Origin of the sequence: Pseudoclavibacter sp. RFBA6 (genome assembly GCF_002931575.1) — a bacterium.
Lineage (GTDB): Bacteria > Actinomycetota > Actinomycetes > Actinomycetales > Microbacteriaceae > Pseudoclavibacter > Pseudoclavibacter terrae.
On record NZ_PSUA01000012.1, the window covers coordinates 538579 to 562276 of the forward strand.

Here is a 23698-nt window from a genome sequence, read left to right on the forward strand (position 1 = left end):
GTTGGGCGAGGAAAACCTTGTCAAGTCTACTCCTGCGCGTCACCGGTGAGTGCATCACCGGGGTTGGCGCACACGCAGCGCTGCGGTGACCACGTGGACAGCTCGAGGGCCCAGTCGCCGACCGGGTTCACACCGGGCCCCGCGACGAGGGAATGGGCGGCGAGCGCGTGCAGGCACTTGACGCGTGTCGGCATGCCCCCCGCGGTGACGCCCGCGATCTCCTCAACGACCTCGAGGGATTCGCGCTCCGCCAGGTAGCGCTCGTGCGCCGCGAGGTAGGCGTCCCGGAACTCGTCGTGGTCGCTGAGGCGCTGCTGCATCTCGGGCATGATCTGGTCCGCCTCGATCTGCGACATGGCGATGGTCGCGGCCGGGTGGGAGAGGTAGTAGAGCGTGGGGAACGGCGTGCCGTCGGGAAGGCGCGGGCGGGTGACGACGACGGTCGGGTTGCCGCACACGCAGCGCGCGCCGATGCCGACGACCCCCCGCATGGGGCGGCCGAGCTGCTCGCGCATGACGTCGAGGTCGCGTTCGGTGGCTTCTGAGTACTCGAGCATTGGTCGCTTTCGGCTGTGCGGGCGGATGCGCGTTCGCGCGCATCCACTGATCGTGGTGGTGCGTCTGCTGCTAGTCGGTCGGCGTGGGCGCCGGGGCCGTGCCCGCGGTCACCAGCGACTCGGCGAAACTGTCGAGCCAGCTCGACTGCGTCTCGTGGAGGTCGGTGCTGATGTTGCTCTGCTGCTGCTTGGTGGTCGCCGGTGGGTCGAGCACGAGGTAGCTCGTGTCCCCCGGCATGACGAAGAGGAGCCGGCCGCGGGCCTGCGACTGGATGTACGCGGGATCGCTCCACCTGTCGCGTTCCGTGGCGATCTCGTCCACGCTCTGCTGCGTCTGGGTGAGCTCGGCCTGCAGCTGCGCCACGTACTGCCGCTGCGCGATGTAGCGCTGGGCCGTGGGCGCCAGCACGGCGATGCCGAGGATCACCACGAGGGCGACGAGCACGGTCGCGCCGTTCGGGCGCACAGTCGGGATGCGGCTGCGCGAGCCGGAAGCGCCCTGCCGGGATGTGCGGGGCGAGGTGGACGCCGTCTTCGCGCGAGGCTTGGACTTCGGCTTCGCGTTCGACTTGGGCTTGGCGTTCGACTTGGGCTTCGCGTTCGACTGGGACGACGCACTCGATGTGAGCGGCGTGGCGGCAGCTGGCCGCACTTTCGACGTCGTCTTCGGAGTGGACTTCGAGCCAGCTCGCGAAGCCGCGCTCGTGGTCGGCTTCCCAGCTGCGCCCGTCTTCCTGCCTGCGCCGGACTTGCCTGTTGAGTTGGGCATGCTCATCCCCCTCTCCGTGTCGATCCTCCATCATGCCGAACGGGCCGGGGACTTGCCCCGACCCGTTCGTGTGTCGCGCTGATCAGCGCGGCGCAGTACCCACGCCTTGCGGCGAGGCCTCTACGCCTTGTGGCGGGGGAAGGCGCTGCGTCCCGCGTAGACGGCGGCGTCGCCGAGCTCTTCCTCGATGCGGAGGAGCTCGTTGTACTTCGCGACGCGGTCGGTGCGAGCAGGCGCACCCGTCTTGATCTGGCCCGAGTTCGTCGCGACCGCGAGGTGCGCGATCGTCGCGTCCTCGGTCTCGCCCGAACGGTGCGAGAGGATCGCCGTGTAGCCGGCGCGCTGCGCGAGCGAGACAGCGTCGAGCGTCTCCGTGAGCGTGCCGATCTGGTTGACCTTCACGAGGAGCGAGTTGGCTGCGCCCTCGGTGATGCCGCGCTGGAGGCGCTCCGGGTTGGTGACGAACAGGTCGTCGCCGACGATCTGCACCTTGTCGCCGATGGCGGCGGTGAGGGCCTGGTAGCCCGACCAGTCGTCCTCGTCCAGCGGGTCCTCGATCGTCACGATCGGGTAGTCGGCGACGAGCTTCTCGTAGAAGGACGTCATCTCCTCGGCCGAGACCTCAGCACCCTCGAAGTGGTACTTGCCGTCCTTGAAGAACTCGCTCGAGGCGACGTCCATGCCGAGCACGATGTCGGTGCCCAGCTCGTACTTCGTCGCGCCGATGGCCTCGACGATGAGGTCGAGAGCGGCACGCGTGTTGGGCAGGTCGGGAGCGAAGCCACCCTCGTCGCCAAGGCCCGTCGCGTAGCCCTTCGAGTGCAGCGTCTTCTTGAGCTGGTGGTACACCTCGGTGCCCCAGCGAAGCGCCTCGCTGAAGGTCTCTGCACCGATGGGGAGGATCATGAACTCCTGCACGTCGATGCCGTTGTCAGCGTGCGCGCCGCCGTTGATGATGTTCATCATCGGCACGGGCAGCACGTGGGCGTTCGGGCCGCCGACGTAGCGGAAGAGCGGGAGGCCAGCCGAGTCGGCTGCGGCCTTGGCCACTGCGAGGCTCACGCCGAGGATGGCGTTCGCGCCGAGACGCTTCTTGTTCGGGGTGCCGTCGAGCTCCTTGAGCTCCTCGTCGACGAGACGCTGGTCGCTGGCGTCGAAGAACTCGATGGCGGGGTCGATCTCGTCGATGACCGCCTCGACGGCTTTCTGGACGCCCTTGCCGAGGTAGCGGTCGGCGTCGCCGTCGCGCAGCTCGAAGGCTTCGAAGGCACCGGTGGATGCACCGGACGGCACGGCCGCGCGGCCGGTGGATCCGTCATCGAGCAGAACCTCGACCTCGACGGTTGGGTTGCCTCGGGAATCGAGGATCTCGCGGGCGTGGACGACGTCAATAAGGGCCACAGGATGCTCCTTGCGAATCAGTAGCGTACGGACCGCCAGAGACGCGGTCCTTCGTCAGTGTATCGGGGTCGGTGGAACGGGAGGAAGGAGGGGCTCGACGAGCTCACGAGGTGGGTGACGGCAACCCGGCAGTCTCCCCCGCCATCAGCTCTGCCATGCTCGGGACTCGCCACACGACCGGGTCCTCCGCGTATCCGGCAGCTGCGCCCGGAGGGCCCCACTGCAATTCGACGAGCGCCCTGCCGGAGGGTACGAGATAGAGAGCGCAGCGAAGCTGCTGCGAGTCGGCTTCGTCCTGCTTCGGGACACCCAGGGCTTCTTCGCAGACGATCGCCTCGGGCGCTTCGTCGACGGTGGCGCGCGACGCCACGGAACCGTCGTCGAGGATGCCGACCAGATCCGGTGGGAGCGCCGACGTCCCATCGTGCGCGTCACCCTGCATTCCGACTTCGACGTTCACCGATTCCGGGTGCGTCCACTCGTCGCCGATCTCCGCGAGGCCCGCGTTCTCCGGACCACCGATCGACAGCACCGAGAAGGTGACGGCGACCTCGCGACCGTCCTCGAGCGGGAGCAGCGCGGTCTCCTGGTAGTCGAATCGGCTGCCGGGCTCGGCAACGGATCCAGGGATGACGACCTCTTGGTAGGTGAAGGGGTCGTCCCACTCGCCGAGCAGCGAGCACCCGCTCAGTGACGTTGCGGCTGCCACCGCGAGGCCGGCGGACGCGAGCCAACGCCCTCGGACTCTGCTGACTGGTTTCACCCGTCGGGCGCTCGATTCCAAAGCTCCCCCTCGTTCGGAGGTGCCAGACTACGAGTCCTGGAGCGCTTCGAAGCTGAGCGTCTCCGGCGCCTCGACGTGCTCATCCCGCACGTGGGCGACGTGCGTGAACCCCTGCTCGGCCAGTGAGGCGAGGAGGCCGCGGACGTTCTTGGGCTTCTTCGCGACCCGCACTCGCGAGGCCCCCGAGCGCACGACCGCACCCTTGACCTTCGCGATGTCGGCGACGGATGCGCGCTTGTCGAAGAGCAGAGCGATGGCCCGTTCCTCCCCCGTCTCCGGCAGCTGCGCCAGATCGACGATGCGCTCGAAGCCGATCGAGAAGCCGCAAGCCGGAACATCCTGGCCGAGGAAGCGGCCGATCATGCCGTCGTACCGACCACCGCCACCGACCGACGAACCGGACTCCGGGTGGGCGGCCTCGAAGATCGTGCCCGTGTAGTAGCCCATCCCGCGCACGAGGCTCGGGTCGAACACGAGCCTCGTCGACGCGCCAGCAGCGGCAGCAGCATCCGCGATCTCGACCATGCTCTCGACGACCTCCACGACGGCCGGGTCCTCGCGGAGCGCGCCGGGCAGGCTCGTGAGAATTGTCTCGCGGTCGAAGCGGATGCCCGACTCGAGCAGCGGAGCCCAGGTGGCGAGCGCCGCCGCGAGCTGCAGGGCCGCCGTCGCGTTGATCGTCGCGAGCTCCGCGGCGACCCCCTCCGGTCCGATCTTGTCGAGCTTGTCGATGGTGATGAGCGCGGCGCTGTGCTCGGCATCCGCGAACCCGCAGTGCACGAGCAGCGCGGTCAGCAGGCGTCGGTCGTTGACTCGCATGGTGCAGTCGTCCAGGCCGAGCGCCACCAGCGCAGCCGACGAGGCCACGAGCAGCTCGACCTCCGCGAGCGCCCCCGGCTCGCCGACGATGTCGATGTCGCACTGCACGAACTGCCGGTATCGGCCCTTCTGCGGGCGCTCGGCGCGCCAGACGGGCGCCATCTGCAGGCTGCGGAAGACGCCGGGCAGCGTTCCACGGTGCGTCGCCACGAATCGGGCGAGCGGCACCGTCAGGTCGAAGCGCAGGCCGAGGTCGCTGAGCGCGAGCGGGTCCCCCGCCGCCGCGGCCGCCGCAAGCGCGTCCGCGTCGAGGGCCCGCTTCATGACGGCGAACGAGAGCTTCTCGTTGTCACCACCGAGCCCCGAGTGCAACCGGGCGGTGTCCTCCACGACGGGCGTCTCGATCTCATCGAAGCCGTGCCTCGTGTACACCTCGCGGATCGTGCCGAGGATGCGCTCGCGCCTGCGCTTGTCTGCCGGGAGGAAATCGCGCATGCCACGAGGCGGAGTGATCTGAGAAGCCATTGCACTATTCTCGCAGGATGATCGCACGCGACGGATTCGGGGGCGCGCTGTGACCGGCCGCGTCGAGATCACGCTCGAACGGCGCGACGAGGCATGACCGCCCAGCTCCCCCTCATCAGTGCAGGCCAGGCCCGGCGCATCGCACTCGCAGCCCAGGGCTTCGGTACCCGCAGTGCCGCGACCGAAGTCGGCACCAGGCAGCTCGGCTCGCTGCTCTCGCGCATCCACCTGCTGCAGATCGACTCCGTCAACGTGTGGGAGCGGAGCCACTACATGCCCGTCTTCTCGCGCCTCGGCCGCTACGACAAAGCCGTACTCGACCGGCTCGCGTCGGGCCGCACCCCGCGGCTCACCGAATACTGGGCCCACGAAGCTGCGCTGCTTCCCGTCTCGTCACTCCCGCTGTTCGCGTGGCGGATGCGCGACAAAGCGGAACGAGACCGCCGCAAGAACGCGGCGTTCCTCGAGGGCCACGCGGCGACGATCGCCTGGCTGCGCGCCGAGCTCCTCGAGCGCGGACCGCTCGCGGCCAGCGAGTTCGAGCACGAGGCGAACAAGCGGCGCGGATCGTGGTGGGAGTGGTCCGACGTCAAGATCGTGCTCGAGTACCTCTTCCGGTGGGGCGAACTCGCATCCGCCCCGCGCAAGGGCTTCGAGCGTCGTTACGCCCTGCCCGCTCAGGTGCTTCCTTCCGAGGTGCTCGACGCCGAGGTGAGCGCGCGCGACGCCGTCCGCGAGTTGACCGCCATGGCCGCCGCCGCCCACGGCATCGGCACCACGGCTGACCTGGCCGACTACTTCCGCGTGCCGATGGCGCTCACGAAGACCGCGCTCGAAGAGCTCTCCGACTCTGGCGAGGTCCTCCCCGTGCGAGTCGCCGAGTGGGGCAAGGACGGCCAGCCCGGCGTCGCGTGGCTGCACCGGGACGCCCGCCGCCCACGCGCGATGGACGCGGCCGCGCTCCTCTCACCGTTCGACCCCGTCGTCTGGTACCGGCCGAGAGCGGAGCGGATGCACGACTTCCACTACCGCATCGAGATCTACACCCCCGCCCACAAGCGCGTGTTCGGCTACTACTCATTGCCCATCCTCCTCGGTGACGCCGTCGTCGGCCGCGTCGACCTGAAGAACGACCGACAGTCGCGCGTCCTGCGCGTGCAATCGGCGTGGAGCGAAGCGGATGCGCCCGCAGACATCGCCGAACGCACGGCACTGCTGCTGCGCGAGGCGGCGGCGTGGCAGAACCTCGACGACATCGTCGTGGCCGACCGCGGCACCCTCGCCCGCGACCTGGCGAGCGCGCTCGCGACCTGATCTGACTCGCTGACGTGGCGCGCTGACGACGACGCGCTGACGTTGCGTTGGCCCAACTGCGCCGCGAGCCAACGCTGCCAGCCGATGAGCCCGTTAGGCCGCGCCGAAGCGGCCACTTGACTGGCAGCAGTTCGCGGGAGGCCGGCAGAAACGGCCAGTTGCCTGGCAGCGATGCGCGGCCGCAGCACCGGGAGGAGGGCTGGCCGGACGGGGCCTCGTGAGGCGGCGTCGGTGACGGGAATCAGCCGCGTCGGGTTTCGGCCGCGCGAATGCGTTGCTCGAGCTCGCGGTTCGCGAGCCGCATCGCGCGTTCGGCGTCGAGGCCCCGCGCATCCGCGTCTCGCACGAGCGCCAGCAGCGTCCGCCCAAGTTCCAGTTCCTCGCTGACCGAGTCGACCGCGTTGACCGCGTTGACCGAGTCGGCTCCGGCCGCACCGAACTCCACCCCAGGTTTCGGGATGGCTTTCTCGCTTCCGGATGGTTTGTTTCCCATCCCGAGGTGATTTCCCCATCCCGAATCGAGAGTCGAGGTCGCAAGGTCGGCGGAGTCGCGCGCGGTCGAGGTCACCCCCGAATCGATGGCGGCCTCCTCCACCCCAGGTTTCGGGATGGCTTTCTCGCTTCCGGATGGTTTGTTTCCCATCCCGAAGTGATTTCCCCATCCCGAATCGAGAGTGGTGGAGACGGACGCGGTGTCAGCGGCGACGGCCGGCGACACCGCCGCGGCGACCTGACGCTCCTTGCCGAGGAGCTTCTGGGCGAGCGCAAGCGCCGACATGTCGCGCGGCACGCCATCGAGGACGCTCGTACGGTCGCGCTTCTCGACGGCTTTCGCCTCCTGCCACAGGCGGATGATCTCGTCGATGTCGCGCGTGGGCGTCGGCCCGAAGACGTGCGGGTTGCGGCGCACGAGCTTGTCCGCCTGCTCTCGGGCGACGTCCTCGAGCGTGAACGCGCCGCTCCCCCGCGTGGAGGCGATGTCGGAGTGGAAGAGCACCTGGAAGAGCACGTCGCCGAGCTCCTCGCGGATGTCGGTCGGGTCGTCGTCCTCGAGCGCCTCGACGAGCTCCGCGGTCTCCTCCGTGAGGTACTTCACGAGCGTCGCGTGCGTCTGCGCCTCATACCAGGCGCATCCGCCCTCACCGCGAAAGGCCTCGACGACTTCGAGCAGGCGGAGCAGCTCCGGATGCTCGCGGCGCCCCGAGCGCTCGCCCGCGTCGGCCACGGCTACTTCGCCTCCGTGTCGCTCGGCACCTCGGCGACTTCATCCTCGACCTCGAAGATCGCCTTGAGGATGCCGCGCACCCAGATCAGCATCTCCTCGTCGCTGGGCTGGTTGCCGTCCCGACCTTCGAGCACGGGGATGGCGAGCGAGTGCGTCGCGTCGACGACCTTCGACCCGGGGTACATGCGGCGCAGGCGCATCTGCTTCGAGTCGCTCAGCTCGGCAGGTCCGATGCGCAGCGTCTTGCCGAACACGACGAGCTCGCCGAGACCGGCCTTCACGGCGAGGCGACGCAGCTTCGAGACCTCGATGAGGCGCTGGACCTCGATGGGCGGTTCGCCGTAGCGGTCCTGGAGCTCCTCGAGGACGAGCCCGATCTGGCCGGGCTTCGCGTTCGGGCTCGAGGCGCTCGACAGCTTCTGGTACGCCTCGAGGCGCAGTCGCTCGCTCGCGACGTAGTCCTCTGGCACGCGGGCATCCACGGGGATCTCGAGGCGCAGCTCGGTCTGGCCTTCCGCGACCTCGCCGCGGAACGTGTTGACGGCTTCGCCGATCATGCGCAGGTAGAGGTCGAAGCCGACGCCTGCGATGTGTCCGGACTGCTCGCCGCCGAGCAGGTTTCCGGCGCCACGGATCTCGAGGTCCTTGAGCGCCACCTGCATGCCGGAGCCGAGCTCGTTGTTCGCGGCGATCGTCTCGAGGCGGTCGGTGGCGGTCTCCGTGAGCGGACGCGTTCCGTCGTACAGCAGGTACGCGTAGGCGCGCTCGCGGCCGCGGCCGACGCGCCCGCGCAGCTGGTGCAGCTGGCTGAGGCCGTACCGCTCCGCGTCGTCGATGATGAGCGTGTTCGCGTTGGCGATGTCGAGGCCCGTCTCGACGATCGTCGTCGACACGAGCACGTCGAACTTGCGCTCCCAGAAGTCGACGATGATCTGCTCGAGGCGTGCCTCGCTGAGCTTGCCGTGGGCGACCGCGACACGCGCCTCCGGCACGAGCTCGGCGATCTCGGCCGCGACGCGGTTGATGGATGCGGTGCGGTTGTGCACGTAGAAGACCTGGCCCTCACGCAGCAGCTCGCGGCGGATCGCGGCTGCTACCTGGCGGTCGGACTTGGCGCCGACGAACGTGAGGATCGGGTGCCGGTCTTCCGGCGGCGTCGCGAGGGTCGACATCTCGCGGATGCCGGTGACGGCCATCTCGAGGGTTCTCGGGATGGGCGTCGCGCTCATCGCGAGGATGTCGACGTTGGCCTTGAGCTTCTTGAGGGCGTCCTTGTGCTCGACGCCGAAGCGCTGCTCCTCGTCGATGACGATGAGCCCGACGTCCTTGTACGCGATCGAGTCGGTGAGGAGGCGATGCGTGCCGATGACGATGTCGACGGAGCCGTCGGCCAGCCCGCGGATGGTCTCCTCGGACTCCTTCTTCGACTGGAAGCGGCTCAGCGGCTTGATGGTGACGGGGAAGCCGGCCATGCGCTCCGAGAACGTCTCGTGGTGCTGGCGCACGAGCAGCGTCGTCGGCACGAGGATGACCACCTGCTTGCCGTCCTGCACCGCCTTGAACGCCGCGCGCACGGCGACCTCGGTCTTGCCGAAGCCGACGTCTCCCGAGACGAGGCGGTCCATGGGGATGGGCCGCTCCATGTCGCGCTTGATCTCGTCGACGGTCTGCAGCTGGTCGGGCGTCTCCACGAACGGGAACGCCTCCTCGAGCTCGTGCTGCCATGGCGTGTCCGGACCGAAGGCGTGGCCCTTCGACGCCATGCGCGTGCTGTAGAGCTTCACGAGCTCCACGGCGATGTCGCGGACCGCCTTGCGCGCCTTGCCCTTCGCGGCGGACCAGTCGGAGCCGCCCATCTTCGACAGGGCTGGTGCCTCGCCGCCGACGTACTTCGTGAGCTGGTCAAGCTGCTCGGTGGGGATGTAGAGCTTGTCTCCGGGCTGCCCCCGCTTTGAGGGCGCGTACTCGATGAGGAGGTATTCGCGCACGGTCTTCGGGGCGTTCCGGCCACCTGCCTGCACCTCGCGCTGACGCAGTTCGATGAACTTGCCGATGCCGTGCGTCTCGTGCACGACGAAGTCGCCCGCCTTGAGCTGCAGCGGGTCGACGACCGAGTTCGTGCGGCGCCTGGCGAGCTTTTTCGGCTGCCTGGAGTCGTAGCCGACGGAGCGACCGAAGAAGTCGGTCTCGGTGACCAGCGCGAGTTTCTGCCCGGGGACCTGCACGCCGGTGGAGACCGGCGACTGGGTCAGGTAGGCGACGCCGGTCTCGAGCTCGTCCGGCAGCTCGTCGACGAGCCTCGCCCCGTCGCCGTGCTCGGAGAGCAGCTGGCTCGCGCGTTCGACGAGACCGGGCCCCTGGCTCGTGACGACGACCCGCCAGCCGTCCTTGAGGAGAGCCGACACGTGCTCGATGGCGCCGTCGGCGTTCCCGGCGAAGCTCGGCACCGCGTCGCCCTCGATCTTGACGGCGAGGATCTCGCTGGCGTCGAGCTGCTCCTCCGGGATCTCCAGCGACTGGAACGGCGACAGCGACCACCACGGCCGGCCGCCGCGCGCATCCCGCAGCCCCGAGACGGTGAGGAAGTCGCCGGAGCTGAGATCGATGGGCGCGTCGGCGCCGGCCGTCGCCGCGCTCCAGGCGGCCTCGAGGAACTCATGGTTGGTCTCGGAGAGGTGCACGGCGCGCGTTGCGACTCGCTCGGGCGAGAGCACCGCCATGGCGGCGTCCTCCGGTAGGTAGCTGGTGATGGGCACCAGCTCGCTCACGAGCGCCGGCGCGAGCGACTCCATGCCCTCAGACGGGATGCCCTCGGCGATCTTGGCGAGCATCTGCTGCAGGTTCGGGAACTCGTGCTGCATCTCGCGAGCCCGCTGGCGAACGCTCTCCGTCAGCAGCAGCTCGCGCGCCGGCGTGATGAGCGCCTCCGTGACCTCTGACTCGAGCGAGCGCTGGTCGGCGACCGAGAACACTCGGATCTCGTCGACCTCGTCGCCGAAGAAGTCGATGCGCAGCGCGTGCGAGGCGTCTGGCGGGAACACGTCCAGGATGCCGCCGCGCACGGCGAACTCGCCGCGGCGGGTGACCATGTCGACGCGAGAGTAGGCGAGGTCGACGAGCTGCAGGGCGAGGCTCGAGAGGTCGTTGCCGCGGGAGCCGCGCTCGAGGCGGATGGTCGTGGCCGCGTCGAGACCGGGGAGGAGCGGCTGCAGGGCGGCGCGCACGGAGGCGAGCAGCACGAACGGAGACGTCCGCTCGCTGGCCTTCCACTCGGTGAGCTCGCGCATCGCGCGCAGTCGCTTGCCCGTCGTCTCGACCGATGGGCTCAGGCGCTCGTGCGGGAGCGTCTCCCAGGCGGGGAACTCGGCGATGTGCGCGTCCGGGACGAACGTCTGCAGGTCTGTGCCGAACTGCTCGGTCTCGCGGCTCGTCGCCGTGAGCACGAAGAGCATGGGTGCCGCGCCGAGCTCGGCCTGGCGCGCAGCGAGGAGGTTCGCGATGAGCGGGGCCCTCGCCCCGTCGACGAGCGAGAAGTCGGTGTCACGACCGGCCCGCCCCATGGCGCGCTCGAAGGAAGGGGTGGACTGGATGGAGCGTACGAAGCCGTGCAGAGTCACTCGGGGAATTGTACGCGCCGAGGCGAAGATACTTCCTACAGCGGCGGCTCGCTGCCTCGCTGCCAGCGATCTACGCCAGGTCCGCCGACTCGAGGAGCACGGTGAAGGGACCGTCGTTGACGCTCGCGACCTTCATCATGGCGCCGAACTCGCCGGTCTCGACGTGCGCTCCACCCTCCCGGAGGGCCGTGACGAAGGCGTCGACAAGCGGCTCCGAGTGGGCCCTCCCGCTCGCGAGCGACCACGACGGCCGTCGCCCCTTGCGCGCATCCCCGTAGAGCGTGAACTGACTGACGACCAGCACCGGGGCGCCGGTGTCGAGCACGCTCTTCTCGTCGTTCAGGATGCGCAGCCCGAGCACTTTGCGGGCGAGCTTCGCCGCATCCGCGTCGGTATCGGTGTGCGTGACGCCGACGAGGATCAGGAGTCCCGGCTCGTCGATGCGGCCGACGGTCCGCTCCTCGACCGTGACGCTCGCCTCGGTGACGCGCTGGATGACGAGCTTCACGCGCCCGCTGCCGTGTGCACGCGTAGCTGAGCGGCCTGGATGCCGTCGCTCGCGATCAGCTCGACGGCGTCCGCCGCGTCACCGACGAGCACGGGGAGGACCTCGCGCTCGCTGCCCGCGAAGTCCTTGAGGACGAAGTCGGCCGCGTCCTGCCGGCCGGGAGGACGCCCGATGCCGACACGCACGCGCAGGTAGCCCGGGTCGCCGAGAGCCGCGCTGATGTCGCGGAGGCCGTTGTGACCGCCGTGGCCGCCACCGACCTTCAGCTTGAGGGTGTCGAACGGGAGATCGAGCTCGTCGTGCACGACGATCACGTGGTCGACGTCGACTCCGTAGTAGTCGACGAGCTGCGAGACCGGTCCGCCCGAGGTGTTCATGTAGCCGTTCGACTTCGCGAGCACGAGCTTCGGCCCACCAGGGGCCGTGCGCCCCTCTGCGACACGCGCGTTGGCCTTGGTGTGCCTGGAGAAGCTGGCCCCGAGCCGTTTCGCGAGCTCGTCCACGACGAACTGCCCGACGTTGTGCCGGTTCTTCGCGTACTTCTCGCCGGGATTGCCGAGTCCGACCACGAGCCAGGTGTCTGCTGCCATGCTGCAAAGCCTTTCATGTGACGGGATGCGCTGGGTGACGACCCGTCGGATCTCTGGGACGCGAAAGGCGGACGGCCGGAGCCGCCCGCCTTTCGACGAAGATGCGTCGAATCGACGACGCCAGACGCGAGACTACTCGGCGGCTGCTTCTTCGGACTCTTCGTCCTCATCCTCGTCCTCGCCGCGAGGCGTCTGGATCGAGACGAGGGCAACCTCTTCTGCGTCTTCCGCGAGGTCGACGAGCTCGGTGCCCTCGGGCAGCTTGAGGTCTTCGCGGTGGATGAGCGTGCCATCCTCGAGGCCCTCGACCGAGACCTCGATGAAGCTCGGGATCGTGGTCGCGTCGGCCGAGACGAGGATCGTCGTCGCGTCCTGCACGGCGATCGTGCCGGGGAACGGGTCGCCGACGAGGTGCAGCGGCACGTCGACCTCGACGCGCTCGCCCTTGCGGATGACCGCGAGGTCGAGGTGCTCGATGATCTGGCGCACCGGGTCGCGCTGGACGTCGCGGACGAGCGCAAGCTGCTTGTCGCCTTCGATGTCGAGCTCGATGAGCGCGTTCGCCTTGCGGATGAGCAGCATCGTCTCGTGACCCGGGAGGGTCAGGTGGCGGGGCTCGGTGCCGTGGCCGTAGAGGACCGCGGGGATCTTGCCTGCGGCGCGGATCTTGCGTGCCGCACCCTTGCCGAACTGGTTGCGCAGTTCGACGCTGAGCTTGTTGGTCTCTGCCATGTTGTCTCCTTGGTGGTGGTTCTCGACAGACTGAGGAAGCGTGTGGAGGCCCATTCAAGGACACATCACCGCGTCGATCACGGGCCTCACGGCCCCTCGCCGAAGTTCAGCCCCCCACTTTACGTCATAGAGCGCGCGGGTGGGCACGTTCTTGCAAAGCTCTCCTGAGCTCCCCGTCAGAAGCCGACGGCCTTGCGCCAGCCGTGGCGGCGAGCGCTGCTCACGGCGGCGCCGGCACCCAGCATCGCGAACCCGAAGACCACCAGCTCTGCGGCGAGCAGCGAGACAGCCATTCCGGATGCAGGGCCAGCGAACAGTGCGAACGTGGCGAGCTGATCCTGCCAGAGCGGCGCGGCCGCGATGGCGGATGTGAGCTGGGCGTGGAAGAGGAACGAGGCGAGCCCCGCCAGGACGGACAGCGCCCCCGCGACGACCGACCCGGTTCCGGACAGTCGCATCGTGAGCGCCATGAGGAAGAAGCCGACGGCCGCCAGCATGGTGACGAGCATCGTCCAGACGGGTGAGACTCCCCCACCGTCCCCGATGAAGCTGCCTGCTGACGACGAGACGCCGGAGATGATGATGAGCAGGGGGATGGCGCTGAAGGCGACCACGCAGATGGCGTAGAGGGGTACGGCGAGGAAGACGGAGCCGATGCGCGCCCAGACGCTGGGGCTGGCCGACTCGCGGGCGCGGCCGTACTTGTTCGCCTGCCCCCGCGCATCCGTCTGCCCCGGCTGCTGCGCGGCGGGTGGCTGCTGCCTGCCCTCCTTGGGCGTGCGGGTGGGAGCGACGGGTGCCGCCGCGGGCGGTGGTGCCTGCTGCGGTATGACGCGGGTCGATTCCTCGCTGCCCGCGTAGAGACTCGACGACGAGCGAGCGGATGGAGCGCTCGGCGTCGCACGCGTCCTCGGCATCGCCGTCGTCGGCTGCTCGTCGGTGATGGCGTCGCCATCATCGTCTGGGCGCCCGAAATCGTAGGCTCTCGTGCGGGCGTCGTGATCAGCCACTGAGTGTCTCCCTGTCTAGGTGCTCGCGGTCGCGCGCACCGCCAGATCTGGTCCTGGCCGTGCGCCGAGTTCGGCGACGTCTCGTCATGTTCGGAAATCGTTGCCGTGCTCGTGCCACAAGTCAGCGTACGACTGCCCGTCGTGCAATACCGTGGAGTGTCCCGTGCATCGCCCTGACGGGAGACAAGCATCCACTCTGAAAGAGACGCATCTATGACCACTGACGCTGCCCCCTCGATCTCCTCGGAAACCGGCTCGTCCCCCAGCGCGAACATCGGCGTTGTCGGCATGGCCGTCATGGGCTCCAACCTCGCCAGGAACCTCGCGAGCCGCGAGGGCAACACCGTCGCGGTCTACAACCGCTCCCCCGAGCGCACCCGCACGCTCGTCGCCGAGCACCCCGAAGCAGGCTTCGTGCCGTCCGAGTCGATCGCCGGCTTCGCAGCGTCACTCCAGAAGCCCCGCACCGCGATCATCATGGTCCAGGCAGGCGCCGGCACCGACGCGGTCATCAACCAGCTCGTCGACGCGTTCGAGCCGGGCGACATCATCGTGGATGGCGGCAACGCCCTCTTCACCGACACCCGCCGCCGCGAGGCAGCCGTGCGCGAGACGGGCATCCACTTCGTGGGCTGCGGCATCTCCGGCGGCGAAGAGGGCGCCCTCAACGGCCCCTCCCTCATGCCGGGCGGCACCGCCGAGTCGTACGAGACCCTCGGCCCCATCCTGCGCAGCATCGCCGCGGTCGCTGAAGGCGAGCCCTGCGTCACCCACGTCGGTACCGACGGCGCCGGCCACTTCGTGAAGATGATCCACAACGGCATCGAGTACGCCGACATGCAGCTCATCGCCGAGGCCTACGACCTCATCCGCCGCGGCACCGGCAAGTCCCCCGCCGAGATCGCCGAGATCTTCGCCGAGTGGAACAAGGGCGAGCTCGAGTCGTACCTCATCGAGATCACCGCAGAGGTGCTCCGCCAGGTCGACGCCGACACGCAGCTGCCGCTCGTGGATGTCATCCTCGACGCCGCCGGCGCCAAGGGCACCGGCGCGTGGACGGTGCAGACCGCCCTCGACCTCGGCGTGCCCGTCTCCGGCATCGCCGAAGCCGTGTTCGCGCGCTCCGTGTCCTCCAAGCTCGAGCAGCGCGCCGCATCCCGCACCCTCCCCGGCCCCGACGGCTTCCAGGTCGAGGACGCCGACGGCTTCGTCGAGGACGTGCGCCTCGCGCTCTACGCGTCCAAGATCATCGCCTACTCACAGGGTTTCGACGCCATCATCGCGGGCGCCGAGCAGTACGGCTGGGACATCAAGAAGGGCGACATCGCCGCGATCTGGCGAGCAGGCTGCATCATCCGCGCCCGCTTCCTGAACCGCATCACCGAGGCGTACGCCGAGGACCCGAACCTCGTCGCGCTCGTCACCGCGCCCTTCTTCCGCGACGCCGTCGACACGGCCCAGGCCGCGTGGCGCCGCGTCGTCGTGCAGGCAGCGCAGGCCGGCATCCCCGCCCCCGCGTTCTCCTCCAGCCTGTCGTACTACGACGGGCTGCGCGCCGAGCGCCTCCCCGCCGCCCTCATCCAGGGACAGCGCGACTTCTTCGGCGCCCACACCTACAAGCGCGTCGACCGCGACGGCGTCTTCCACACCGACTGGTCCGGCGACCGCACCGAGCACAGCGCGTAGCCAGCTCGGCGAGCAGCAGACGGCCCCGTCCTCCCAGCATCAGCTGGGAGGACGGGGCCTTGTCGTGCGCGGCCTCGTGCCCGCGCGAGGCCGTCACACGACGGCGGCGGGGGTCTTCGCGTCGCTCGCTGCGACCTTCGGTGCGACGGCACGGGATGCTCGGGTGCGACCGTGCGTGTAGTAGAGCGGGAGTCCGACGAAGAGCAGTCCGCCGACGAGGTTGCCGACGACCGTGGGGATCTCGTTCCAGATGAGGTAGTCCATGAGCGTGAAGTCGGCGCCGAGGAGCAGACCGGAGGGGAACAGGAACATGTTCACGATGGAGTGCTCGAAGCCCATGAAGAAGAACAGCATGATGGGCATCCACATGGCGATGACCTTGCCGGAGACGCTCTTGGAGATCATGGCGAGGGCCACTCCCGTCGCGACCATGGCGTTGCAGAGCACGGCGCGGACGAAGAGGGTGAGCATGCCGGAGGCGCCATGCTCGGCGTAGCCCACGGTCCGGCCCTCGCCGATGTGTCCGATGGCCTCGCCGACCTCGTTCGGCGGTGTCGCGAAGCCGTTCGTCACGACGATGGCCATGAGGACTGCGATGGTGAAGGCGCCGAGGAAGTTGCCGACGAACACGAGGCCCCAGTTGCGGAGCACGCCGCGGAGGGTGACGCCTGGCCGCTTGTCGAGCCAGGCGAGCGGGCCGAGCACGAACACCCCCGTGAGCAGGTCGTAGCCGAGCAGGTACAGCATGATGAAGCCGACGGGGAAGAGCAGGGCGCCGAGCAATGGGACGCCGGTCGTGACGCTGACGGTCACGGCGAAGGCGGCCGCGATCGTCAGGAACGCGCCTCCCATGGTCGAGCGGATGATGGTGTCGCGGGTCGACAGGAAGATCTTGCTCTCCCCGGCATCGATCATGGTGGTGACGAGGTCATTCGGCTTGACGTAGGACACGGGTTCCCTTTCGCTCTGGCGATGCTCTGCGGCCATGTTCGGCCCGATGTCCACAAGCTATTCGGGTGCAGTTTCGGCCCCGTGGCTCGTGCGGTGCGTTCTGGTTTCTTTTCCCTCTCGCCCTCGCGGCGGGGCTGTGAGAAGTGCGATCAGACGGGGGCCGTGGCGGGGACGACGGCATCGAAGCGCTCGAGGATGATGTGCGCGATGCGGTCGTCGACGCCGAGGGGCGCGGCCACGATGTCGGCGCCCGCCTCGGTGACGCGGTCGTGGAAGAAGCCGGGGGTGAGCAGGTAGCTGGCGATGCTGACCCGGCGCGCCTGGGCGTCTGCGTGGCGCGCGCCAGCCGCGCCTCGAGCGAGCTCCACGGCCGCTGGCACCCTCGGGTCGAGGGCCGCTCCGTAGCCGAGCAGCGCATCCGCACCTCCGATGGCGTTGAACTGCTCGCGCAGCTCGTGGAAGCGGGGCACGGCTGCGGCGGCCGTAGAACCCGCGACGGCGATGACGACCCCGTCGTCGGCGCTGCCGCCTGCTTCGAGGAACCGGTCCCAGAGCAGCTGCGAGAGTCTGGGGTCCGGTCCGAGGGGCGCCGCGACCGAGGTGCCGGGTCGAGCGGCCGCGGCTTCCGCGATGTCGACCTGCGTGTGGAAGCCGACGGTGAGGAGCACGGGGACGATGATGACCTCGGCGTCGGCGGGTAGGCCCGCGAGGACGTCGACGAGGCTCGGCTGCTGCACGTCGACGAACGCCTCGACGACCTGCACGCTCGGCCGCATCGCCTGCGCGCGGCGCAGCAGCTCGCGGACGACGGCCTGACCGTCGACGTTGTCGGTGCCGTGGGAGGCGCCCACCAGGATCGTCGGCCGAGGGTGCTGCTCGTTCATCCGGTGCTCGCTCTCTGTGCTGATGCTCGTTGCTGATGCTCGCCTGTCGGCGCGCGCGGTCACGCGGCGGTGTGACATCGTCCGGGCTGCGGGCGCATCGCGCTGCGCGCTCACGTCGCGTGGACGCGCAGCCGGTAGCCGCGCTTCACGACGGTCTGCACGATGGCCCGGTCGCCGAACGACTCGCGCAGGCGCGCGACGGCGACGTCGGCCGCATGGTTAGTGGTCGGGTTGCCTGGCAGCCTGGCGAGGATCTGCTCGCGGCTCACGACACCGCCCGGGTTGCCGGCGAGCAGCCGCAGCACGCGCAGCGCTCCGGGTGAGAGCTCGACGACGTCGTCGCCGATGACGGCGCAGCTCGAGCGGAGGAAGAGGCGGCCCGCATCGGTCTCGATGCCCTCGGACGCTCGCTGGGCGTAGTGCTCGATGAGCTCTCGGATGAGCGCACCGAGTCGGCCGCGCTTCGGGACGATCGGCTCGATGCCGACGGCGCGCAGGGGTGCAGCTGTGATGGGGCCGACCGCGACGGTGACGAGCGAGCCGTCCCGGCAGCGCGCCTTGAGCCGCTCGAGGGCTCCGGAAGCGCCCGTGCCGGACGCGTCGTCGCCGTCTGCAGGGCCGGACGCGTCCGAGAAGGAATCGAGCCACGCGGAGACCCCGGGAGCCGAGGTGAAGACGATGGCGTCGACCTCGCCGTCTGCGGCCTTGAGCGCCCAGCGGGCGAGCAGTGCGGGGTCGGCGGGCGGGCCCCACTTGTAGACGATGAGGCTCTCGACCTCGGCACCAGCTGCGGCGAACTCCTCGTCGAGGCCGTCGACTCCCGAGCCATGGTGCTGAAGCGCGATGCGCGCACCATCGACGCCCTCTGCGAGGAGGAACTGCGCGAGCTCCGCGGAGGTCTCCGATTCGGCGACCCAGTCGGCGTTGAGTCCGGCTGCCTGGATCGCTCCGCGCGCCTTCGGGCCCCTCGCCACGATCCGCGCGCGGGAGAGCACCGCGACCAGATCCTCGGCCAGCCCGTGTGCATCCGCAGCGTCGATCCAGCCACGGAAGCCGACACCCGTGGTCGCGACGACGATGTCGGGCGGGTCGGCGATGACGCGCTTCGTCGCGTCGAGGAGATCGGCGTCGTCTTCGACCGCGGTCATGCTGAGCGACGGGGAGTGGCGGATGATCGCCCCTCGTCGCTCAAGTGCCGTCGCGAGCTCACCGGAGCGGCGGTCGCTCGTCACGACCACGACGACGCCGGCCAGGTGCTGTTCCTGGGGTGCGCGGCCGCGCACCCCGCTCGCGGGTTCGGGACTCATGCTGAAAGTGCGTTCTGTTCCTGGAGCGACCGCGTGGCCTGCAGGAGCCCGAACTGGGCGACCTCGCCGATGACGATGATGGCGGGGTTGGCGACGCCGACGCTGCGCGCTGTGTCGTCGATCGTGCGGAGGCTTCCCCTCGTGACGCGCTGGCGAGGGGTGTGGCCGTTCTCGACGATGGCGACGGGCATGTCGTCGCGCACTCCCGCATCCACGAGCTCGGCGCAGATGCGGCCGAGCGCCGAGACGCCCATGAGCACGACGAGCGTGCAGGTGTCGGCTTTGACGGAACGCAGCAGCTCGGCGCCCAGGCACTGATGCCCGGTCACGACCTGGAAGGAGTTGGCCACGCCGCGGTGCGTGACGGGGATGCCGGCGGCCGCGGGCACTGAGATGGCGCTGCTGATGCCGGGCACGACCTCGACGGCGACGCCGGCCGCGTTGCACGCGAGCACCTCCTCGCCGCCGCGCCCGTAGACGAACGGGTCGCCGCCCTTGAGCCGCACGACGACGAGCCCCTGCTGGGCCTTCTCGACGAGGATGCGGTTGATCTCCTCCTGCGGCACCGGGTGGTGCTTGGGCTGCTTGCCGACGTCGATGATCTCGACCTCGGCGGGGAGCTCGGCGAGCACGGAGCGGGGGCCGAGGCGGTCCGTCACGACGACGTCGGCTTCCGCGAGTGCGCGCCGCCCGCGGAGGGTCATGAGGTCGGCGTCCCCCGGTCCCCCGCCGACGAGCACAACCCTGCCGGCACCTGGTCGGTGCCTGCGCAGGTCGACGTGGCCGGCGCGGAGTCCTTCGGCGAGCTGGTCGCAGATGAGGCGGCTGCGGCGCGGGTCGGCGCCCTCCTTGGAGACGACGCCGATCTCGACGGCGCCGGCGTCCGAGGTCGCCGGGGTCTTGGCGCTGCCGGCGGAGGCGTCGCTCGCGTTCACGCACCACACGCGGCGCTCGTTCGCCCACTCGGCGACGAGGAGGTCGGTGGCCCTGTCGCCCGTCGCAGTGTGCACGAACCAGGCGCCGTCGAGGTGGTGTGCCTGCACGGGCTCCTGCAGCCACGTCACGAGCCCGTCGCTGACGAGCCCACCGAGTGTGCCGCCAAGTTCTGGGGCCACGACGGTGACGGATGCGCCAGCCGTGACGAATGTTTGGGCGCGTCTCGCGGAGACGGCCCCTGCGCCGACGATGAGGACGTCGCGGCCGGTGAAGTCGAGGGCCATGAGCGTGCTCATCGCGTCTGCCTTCCCTCGAGGCGCAGGCTCAGGTCGACGAGGACCGTGCCGTCGCCGTCGATGCGCACCGGGTAGGTCGTCAGGGTGCGCGCATCCTTGCCGACGGTGTCGAGGCACTCGCCCGTGGCAAGGTCGAAGATCTGCTTGAACATCGGGGAGGCGACGGTGACGCGTCCGCTCCTGGAGCCGACGAGGCCGCGGCTCATCACCTGCGAACCCGAGTACGGGTCGGCCTGCTGGACGGCGAAGACCTGCTCGTCGCGAAGCCGGAACAGCGCGATCTGGGTGCCGTCCAGGATTGCGGCGACGCCACGCTCGGGGTGGAGGGCGTGGAGAGGGCAGACCGCGATCCAGTGCTGGTCGGTATCCTCGGATGGGTGTTCGCGGATGCCGCTGCTGGTGTCGAGTGCGATGGTCATCGTCGGACCTCCAGGGTTGTTCCTGCGATTACGGTGCCGGCGCTGCGGTCGGCTTCGTTTGCCGGGCGGAGCTGCCCGCGTTCCGGCACGTAGCCGAGCGAGGGGTCCGGTGTGGTCGGCGCGTTCACGAACGACACGAACCGCTGCATGACCTCGGGATCGTTCAGCGCCTCCTGCCATTCGTCCTTGTAGTTGTCGACGTGGTTCGCGACCATGGCGTCCAGGTCGGCCGCGATGCCGAGGCTGTCCTCGAGCAGGACCGCCCGAAGCGTGTCGATGCCGCCGTCGAGGTCCTCGATCCAGCGCGCGGTGCGCTGCATCCGGTCGGCGGTGCGGATGTAGTAGCCGATGAACCGGTCGATGGCCGTGATGAGCTGCTCGTCGTCGAGGTCCTCCACGAGCAGTTCCGCGTGGCGGGGCGTGAAGCCGCCGTTGCCGCCGACGTAGAGGTTCCAGCCCTTCTCGGTGGCAATCACGCCGACGTCCTTGGCGCGCGCCTCGGCGCACTCGCGCGCGCATCCGGAGACGCCGAACTTCAGCTTGTGCGGCGAACGGAGGCCGCGGAAGCGGAGCTCGAGGAAGATCGCCATGGCGACGGAGTCCTGCACGCCGTACCGGCACCAGGTCGAGCCCACGCACGACTTCACGTTGCGCAGGGCCTTGCCGTAGGCCTGGCCCGACTCGAAGCCCGCGTCGATGAGCTTCTTCCAGATCTCGGGCAGCTGCTCGATGCGGGCGCCGAAGAGGTCGATGCGCTGGCCGCCCGTGATCTTCGTGTAGAGCCCGTACTCCTTGGCCACGGCGCCGATCGCGATGAGCCCGTCGGGGGTGACCTCGCCGCCGGGGATGCGCGGCACGACCGAGTAGGTGCCGTCCTTCTGCATGTTCGCCATGACGTGGTCGTTGGTGTCCTGCAGCGCCGCCTGCTCGCCCTTGAGGATGTGCCCGTTGCCGAGCGAGGCGAGGATCGAGGCGACGACGGGGCGGCAGATGTCGCAGCCGCGGCCGCCGTTGCCGTGGCGTTCGATGATGCTCGTGAAGGTCGAGAGTCCCGTGACGCGCACGGCGTCGAAGAGCCCCGCCCGGGAGAGCGCGAAGTGCTCGCAGAGCGCATTGCTGACCTCGACGCCCGTCTTGGCGAGCTCGGTCGAGAAGATCTTCTTCACGAGCGGCACGCAGGAGCCGCAGGCGGTGCCCGCGTTCGTGCAGGCCTTGACTCCGGCGAGGTCGGTGCAGGCGTGGTCGGTGACGGCGCCGCGCACCGCGCCGACGGAGACGTTGTTGCAGGAGCAGACCGTGGCGTCGTCCGGCAGGTCGCCGCCGACCTCGGGCATGCCGTCGGCGGGCAGCAGGTAAGCGGCCGGGTCGGCACCGAGCTCGCGCCCGACCATGGGGCGCAGCGAGGTGTAGGCCGAGGCGTCCCCGACGAGCATGCCGCCGAGCAGCACCTTGCCGTCGTCCGACATGACGAGCTTCTTGTAGACGCCGCCGACCGGGTCGGCGTACGTGACCTCGAGCGCGCCCGGCGACTCAGCGAAGGCGTCCCCGAAGCTCGCGACGTCGACCCCCGTGAGCTTGAGCTTCGTCGAGAGGTCGACGCCGGGGAACGTCGCCGCTCCCCCGGTGAGGCGGTTGGCGACGACCTCGGCCATCGAGTAACCGGGGGCGACGAGGCCGAAGCACGCGCCATCGATCGAGGCGACCTCGCCGATCGCCCAGATGCTGGCGGCGGATGCGCGGCACGCCTCGTCGACCTCGATGCCACCGCGAGCGCCGAGCGCCAGCCCGGCGGCGCGAGCCAGCTCGTCGCGAGGCGTGATGCCGACTGCGAAGACGACGAGGTCGGCGAGCTCGGGCTCGCCGTTCGGGAAGTCGAGGCCGGCGGCGCGGCCGTCGGCGTCGAGCACGACCGCACTGGCGCGGGACCCGGTGCGCACATCCACCCCGAGGTGCTCGATGAGGAGGCGCAGCGACTCGCCGCCGCCCGCGTCGAGCTGGGCCGACATGAGGTGGCCGGAGGACTGCACGACGGTGCACTCCGCGCCGAGGGCGACCATGGCACCCGCGGCTTCGAGGCCGAGCAGGCCGCCGCCGACGACCGCACCGCGGACCGTGCGGCCGAGGCGCTGTGACAACTCGGCAACCTCAGATTTGAGCGCGACCACGTCGTGGACGGTGCGGTACACGTGCACGCCGGGCGCATCCACCCCGGCAATGGGCGGCTTCGCGGCGGACGATCCGGTGGCGACGACCAGCTCGTCGTAGTGCTCGGTCGCGCCGAGCGACGTCACGACCGTGCGCGTCTCCGGCTGGATGCTCGTGACCGTCTCCGAGGTGCGGAGTGTGACGTTCGGGTGCGACCACATGAGGGGCCTGCCCAGCTCGAGGGCGGCCGGGGCGACACCGGAGAACGTGCTCGTGAGCTGCACCCGGTCGTAGGGTCGCCACGGCTCGTCGCCGATGACGGTGATCGCCCAGACCCCGTCGGAGTCCTGCGAGCGCAGCGACTCGACGAAGCGGTGCGCGACCATGCCCGCGCCGATCACCAGGACGTGACGGGAGCGCGGTGCCGGGGGAAGCATGTCGCGAGCGTAGGTCTGGGATGTTTCGTCACCGTGCGGCAATTGTTTCGTGCTCATCACAGCTCGTCCCGGTCGCTTCGAGTTGGTGTGCGCATGCTGGCTCCTCCGTGGATGAACGGCGACGGTCGGTCGCTGACATGCTCAGAGCGTAGAAACCGCATGTTTCACGGGGTGCGTGCTGCTGTTTCCCCGAGGCAACTTCCTTGGCACACGGATCCGGGGAGGGTGTGAGAAGTGGGAAACGGGGCGAGTGGGCCGGGCCCGGCGCTCACGCGCCTAGGCGAGCGACGGTCGAAGCGCAACCCGTTGCCGCACATCCGGCCAGATCTCACGCTTAAAGGAACATTCTCGATCACACACGGAGGTGTACCCATGCACAAGCTCACCGCACGCATCCTCGGGGTTCTCGTCGGGCTCCTCGCCATCGTCGGATTCTTCGTCGAAGGCGAGCACCTGATGGGGCTCATGAATGTGGACCTCACCCTCGATCTCATTCGCGTCGTGCTCGCCGTCGCGCTCCTCGCCGTCGGATTCACGCGAGCATCCGCCCGGGCGGCGCGGACCGTCATCGCCATCGTCGGCGTCATGTACGTCGTGATGGGGGCCGTGGCGTTCTTCGACCCGACCATGTTCACGCTGCTGCCGACAGGCTTCACAGGCTTCGACATCGGGTTCCACCTGGTGGTCGGCATCGCGGCGATCGTCATCGCAGCCGTTCCCGACCGGACTGCCGGTGCACGCTCGAGCACCAGGTCCACACCGAATCGGACGGTCTGACCAGCCTGG

General features: G+C 69.4%; 20 protein-coding genes. 3 read left to right on the plus strand and 17 right to left on the minus strand.

The features are described from left to right. Positions 1-26: 26 nt before the first annotated feature. The 5 genes from C5C17_RS12520 to hisS form a co-directional block, all read right to left on the minus strand. A complete protein-coding gene (locus C5C17_RS12520; RefSeq protein WP_258066194.1) occupies positions 27-557 on the minus strand; it encodes a DUF501 domain-containing protein in 531 nt (176 codons plus the stop codon). 70 nt (positions 558-627) lie between these two features. After that, a complete protein-coding gene (locus C5C17_RS12525) occupies positions 628-1326 on the minus strand; it encodes a septum formation initiator family protein (protein ID WP_181028584.1) in 699 nt (232 codons plus the stop codon). A gap of 120 nt (positions 1327-1446) precedes the next feature. Beyond that, positions 1447-2727: a phosphopyruvate hydratase gene (eno, locus tag C5C17_RS12530; protein ID WP_104253687.1), complete on the minus strand. Its 1281-nt coding sequence runs from the start codon at positions 2725-2727 to the stop codon at positions 1447-1449. Positions 2728-2830: 103 nt separating this feature from the next. Then, a complete protein-coding gene (locus tag C5C17_RS12535) occupies positions 2831-3436 on the minus strand; it encodes a hypothetical protein (RefSeq protein ID WP_104253688.1) in 606 nt (201 codons plus the stop codon). Positions 3437-3538: 102 nt separating this feature from the next. After that, positions 3539-4855: a histidine--tRNA ligase gene (gene hisS, locus C5C17_RS12540; RefSeq protein WP_104253689.1), complete on the minus strand. Its 1317-nt coding sequence runs from the start codon at positions 4853-4855 to the stop codon at positions 3539-3541. Positions 4856-4948: 93 nt separating this feature from the next. On the opposite strand from hisS, the gene C5C17_RS12545 reads away from it, so the two are divergent. Further along, the gene (locus tag C5C17_RS12545; RefSeq protein ID WP_104253690.1) at positions 4949-6169 is read left to right on the plus strand and encodes a winged helix-turn-helix domain-containing protein; all 1221 of its coding nucleotides are present in this window, start codon (positions 4949-4951) and stop codon (positions 6167-6169) included. 241 nt (positions 6170-6410) lie between these two features. On the opposite strand, the gene C5C17_RS12550 is transcribed toward C5C17_RS12545, so the two are convergent. The 6 genes from C5C17_RS12550 to C5C17_RS12575 all read right to left on the minus strand — a co-directional run bounded on the left by C5C17_RS12550 (position 6411) and on the right by C5C17_RS12575 (position 13851). Further along, positions 6411-7394, minus strand: a complete 984-nt coding sequence (locus tag C5C17_RS12550) for a MazG nucleotide pyrophosphohydrolase domain-containing protein (protein WP_104253691.1) — start codon at positions 7392-7394, stop codon at positions 6411-6413. Between the two features lie 2 nt (positions 7395-7396). Further along, positions 7397-11011: a transcription-repair coupling factor gene (mfd, locus tag C5C17_RS12555; RefSeq protein WP_374953915.1), complete on the minus strand. Its 3615-nt coding sequence runs from the start codon at positions 11009-11011 to the stop codon at positions 7397-7399. Positions 11012-11081: 70 nt separating this feature from the next. Then, entirely contained in the window at positions 11082-11519 is a 438-nt protein-coding gene (dtd, locus tag C5C17_RS12560; RefSeq protein ID WP_104253692.1) for a D-aminoacyl-tRNA deacylase, read from the minus strand. Beyond that, positions 11516-12109, minus strand: coding sequence for an aminoacyl-tRNA hydrolase (gene pth, locus C5C17_RS12565; protein WP_104253693.1), 594 nt, complete (start codon positions 12107-12109; stop codon positions 11516-11518). The genes dtd and pth overlap by 4 nt, the downstream gene beginning before the upstream one ends. Positions 12110-12241: 132 nt before the next feature. Then, the gene (locus C5C17_RS12570) at positions 12242-12841 is read right to left on the minus strand and encodes a 50S ribosomal protein L25/general stress protein Ctc (protein ID WP_104253694.1); all 600 of its coding nucleotides are present in this window, start codon (positions 12839-12841) and stop codon (positions 12242-12244) included. 176 nt (positions 12842-13017) lie between these two features. Further along, positions 13018-13851 (minus strand): hypothetical protein, encoded by an 834-nt coding sequence (locus C5C17_RS12575; RefSeq protein ID WP_104253695.1) that lies wholly within the window; start codon positions 13849-13851, stop codon positions 13018-13020. Positions 13852-14064: 213 nt separating this feature from the next. On the opposite strand from C5C17_RS12575, the gene gndA reads away from it, so the two are divergent. Further along, positions 14065-15537: an NADP-dependent phosphogluconate dehydrogenase gene (gene gndA / locus C5C17_RS12580; protein WP_104253696.1), complete on the plus strand. Its 1473-nt coding sequence runs from the start codon at positions 14065-14067 to the stop codon at positions 15535-15537. 93 nt (positions 15538-15630) lie between these two features. On the opposite strand, the gene C5C17_RS12585 is transcribed toward gndA, so the two are convergent. From C5C17_RS12585 to nirB, 6 genes are all read right to left on the minus strand, one after another. After that, entirely contained in the window at positions 15631-16488 is an 858-nt protein-coding gene (locus C5C17_RS12585; RefSeq protein ID WP_104253881.1) for a formate/nitrite transporter family protein, read from the minus strand. Between the two features lie 149 nt (positions 16489-16637). Next, positions 16638-17372, minus strand: coding sequence for a sirohydrochlorin chelatase (locus C5C17_RS12590; RefSeq protein WP_104253882.1), 735 nt, complete (start codon positions 17370-17372; stop codon positions 16638-16640). 110 nt (positions 17373-17482) lie between these two features. Beyond that, positions 17483-18679 (minus strand): uroporphyrinogen-III synthase, encoded by a 1197-nt coding sequence (locus C5C17_RS12595; RefSeq protein WP_104253697.1) that lies wholly within the window; start codon positions 18677-18679, stop codon positions 17483-17485. Beyond that, positions 18676-19911, minus strand: a complete 1236-nt coding sequence (gene cobA / locus C5C17_RS12600) for a uroporphyrinogen-III C-methyltransferase (RefSeq protein ID WP_104253698.1) — start codon at positions 19909-19911, stop codon at positions 18676-18678. The genes C5C17_RS12595 and cobA overlap by 4 nt, the downstream gene beginning before the upstream one ends. Next, complete coding sequence (gene nirD / locus C5C17_RS12605; protein WP_104253699.1) at positions 19908-20330, minus strand: nitrite reductase small subunit NirD; 423 nt, start codon at positions 20328-20330, stop codon at positions 19908-19910. Before nirD ends, cobA begins: the two co-directional genes overlap by 4 nt. Beyond that, positions 20327-22912: a nitrite reductase large subunit NirB gene (nirB, locus tag C5C17_RS12610; protein WP_104253700.1), complete on the minus strand. Its 2586-nt coding sequence runs from the start codon at positions 22910-22912 to the stop codon at positions 20327-20329. Before nirB ends, nirD begins: the two co-directional genes overlap by 4 nt. A gap of 372 nt (positions 22913-23284) precedes the next feature. Here nirB and C5C17_RS12615 point away from each other — a divergent pair, with 372 nt between their 5' ends. Next, positions 23285-23689 (plus strand): DUF4383 domain-containing protein, encoded by a 405-nt coding sequence (locus tag C5C17_RS12615; RefSeq protein WP_104253701.1) that lies wholly within the window; start codon positions 23285-23287, stop codon positions 23687-23689. Positions 23690-23698: the final 9 nt, after the last annotated feature.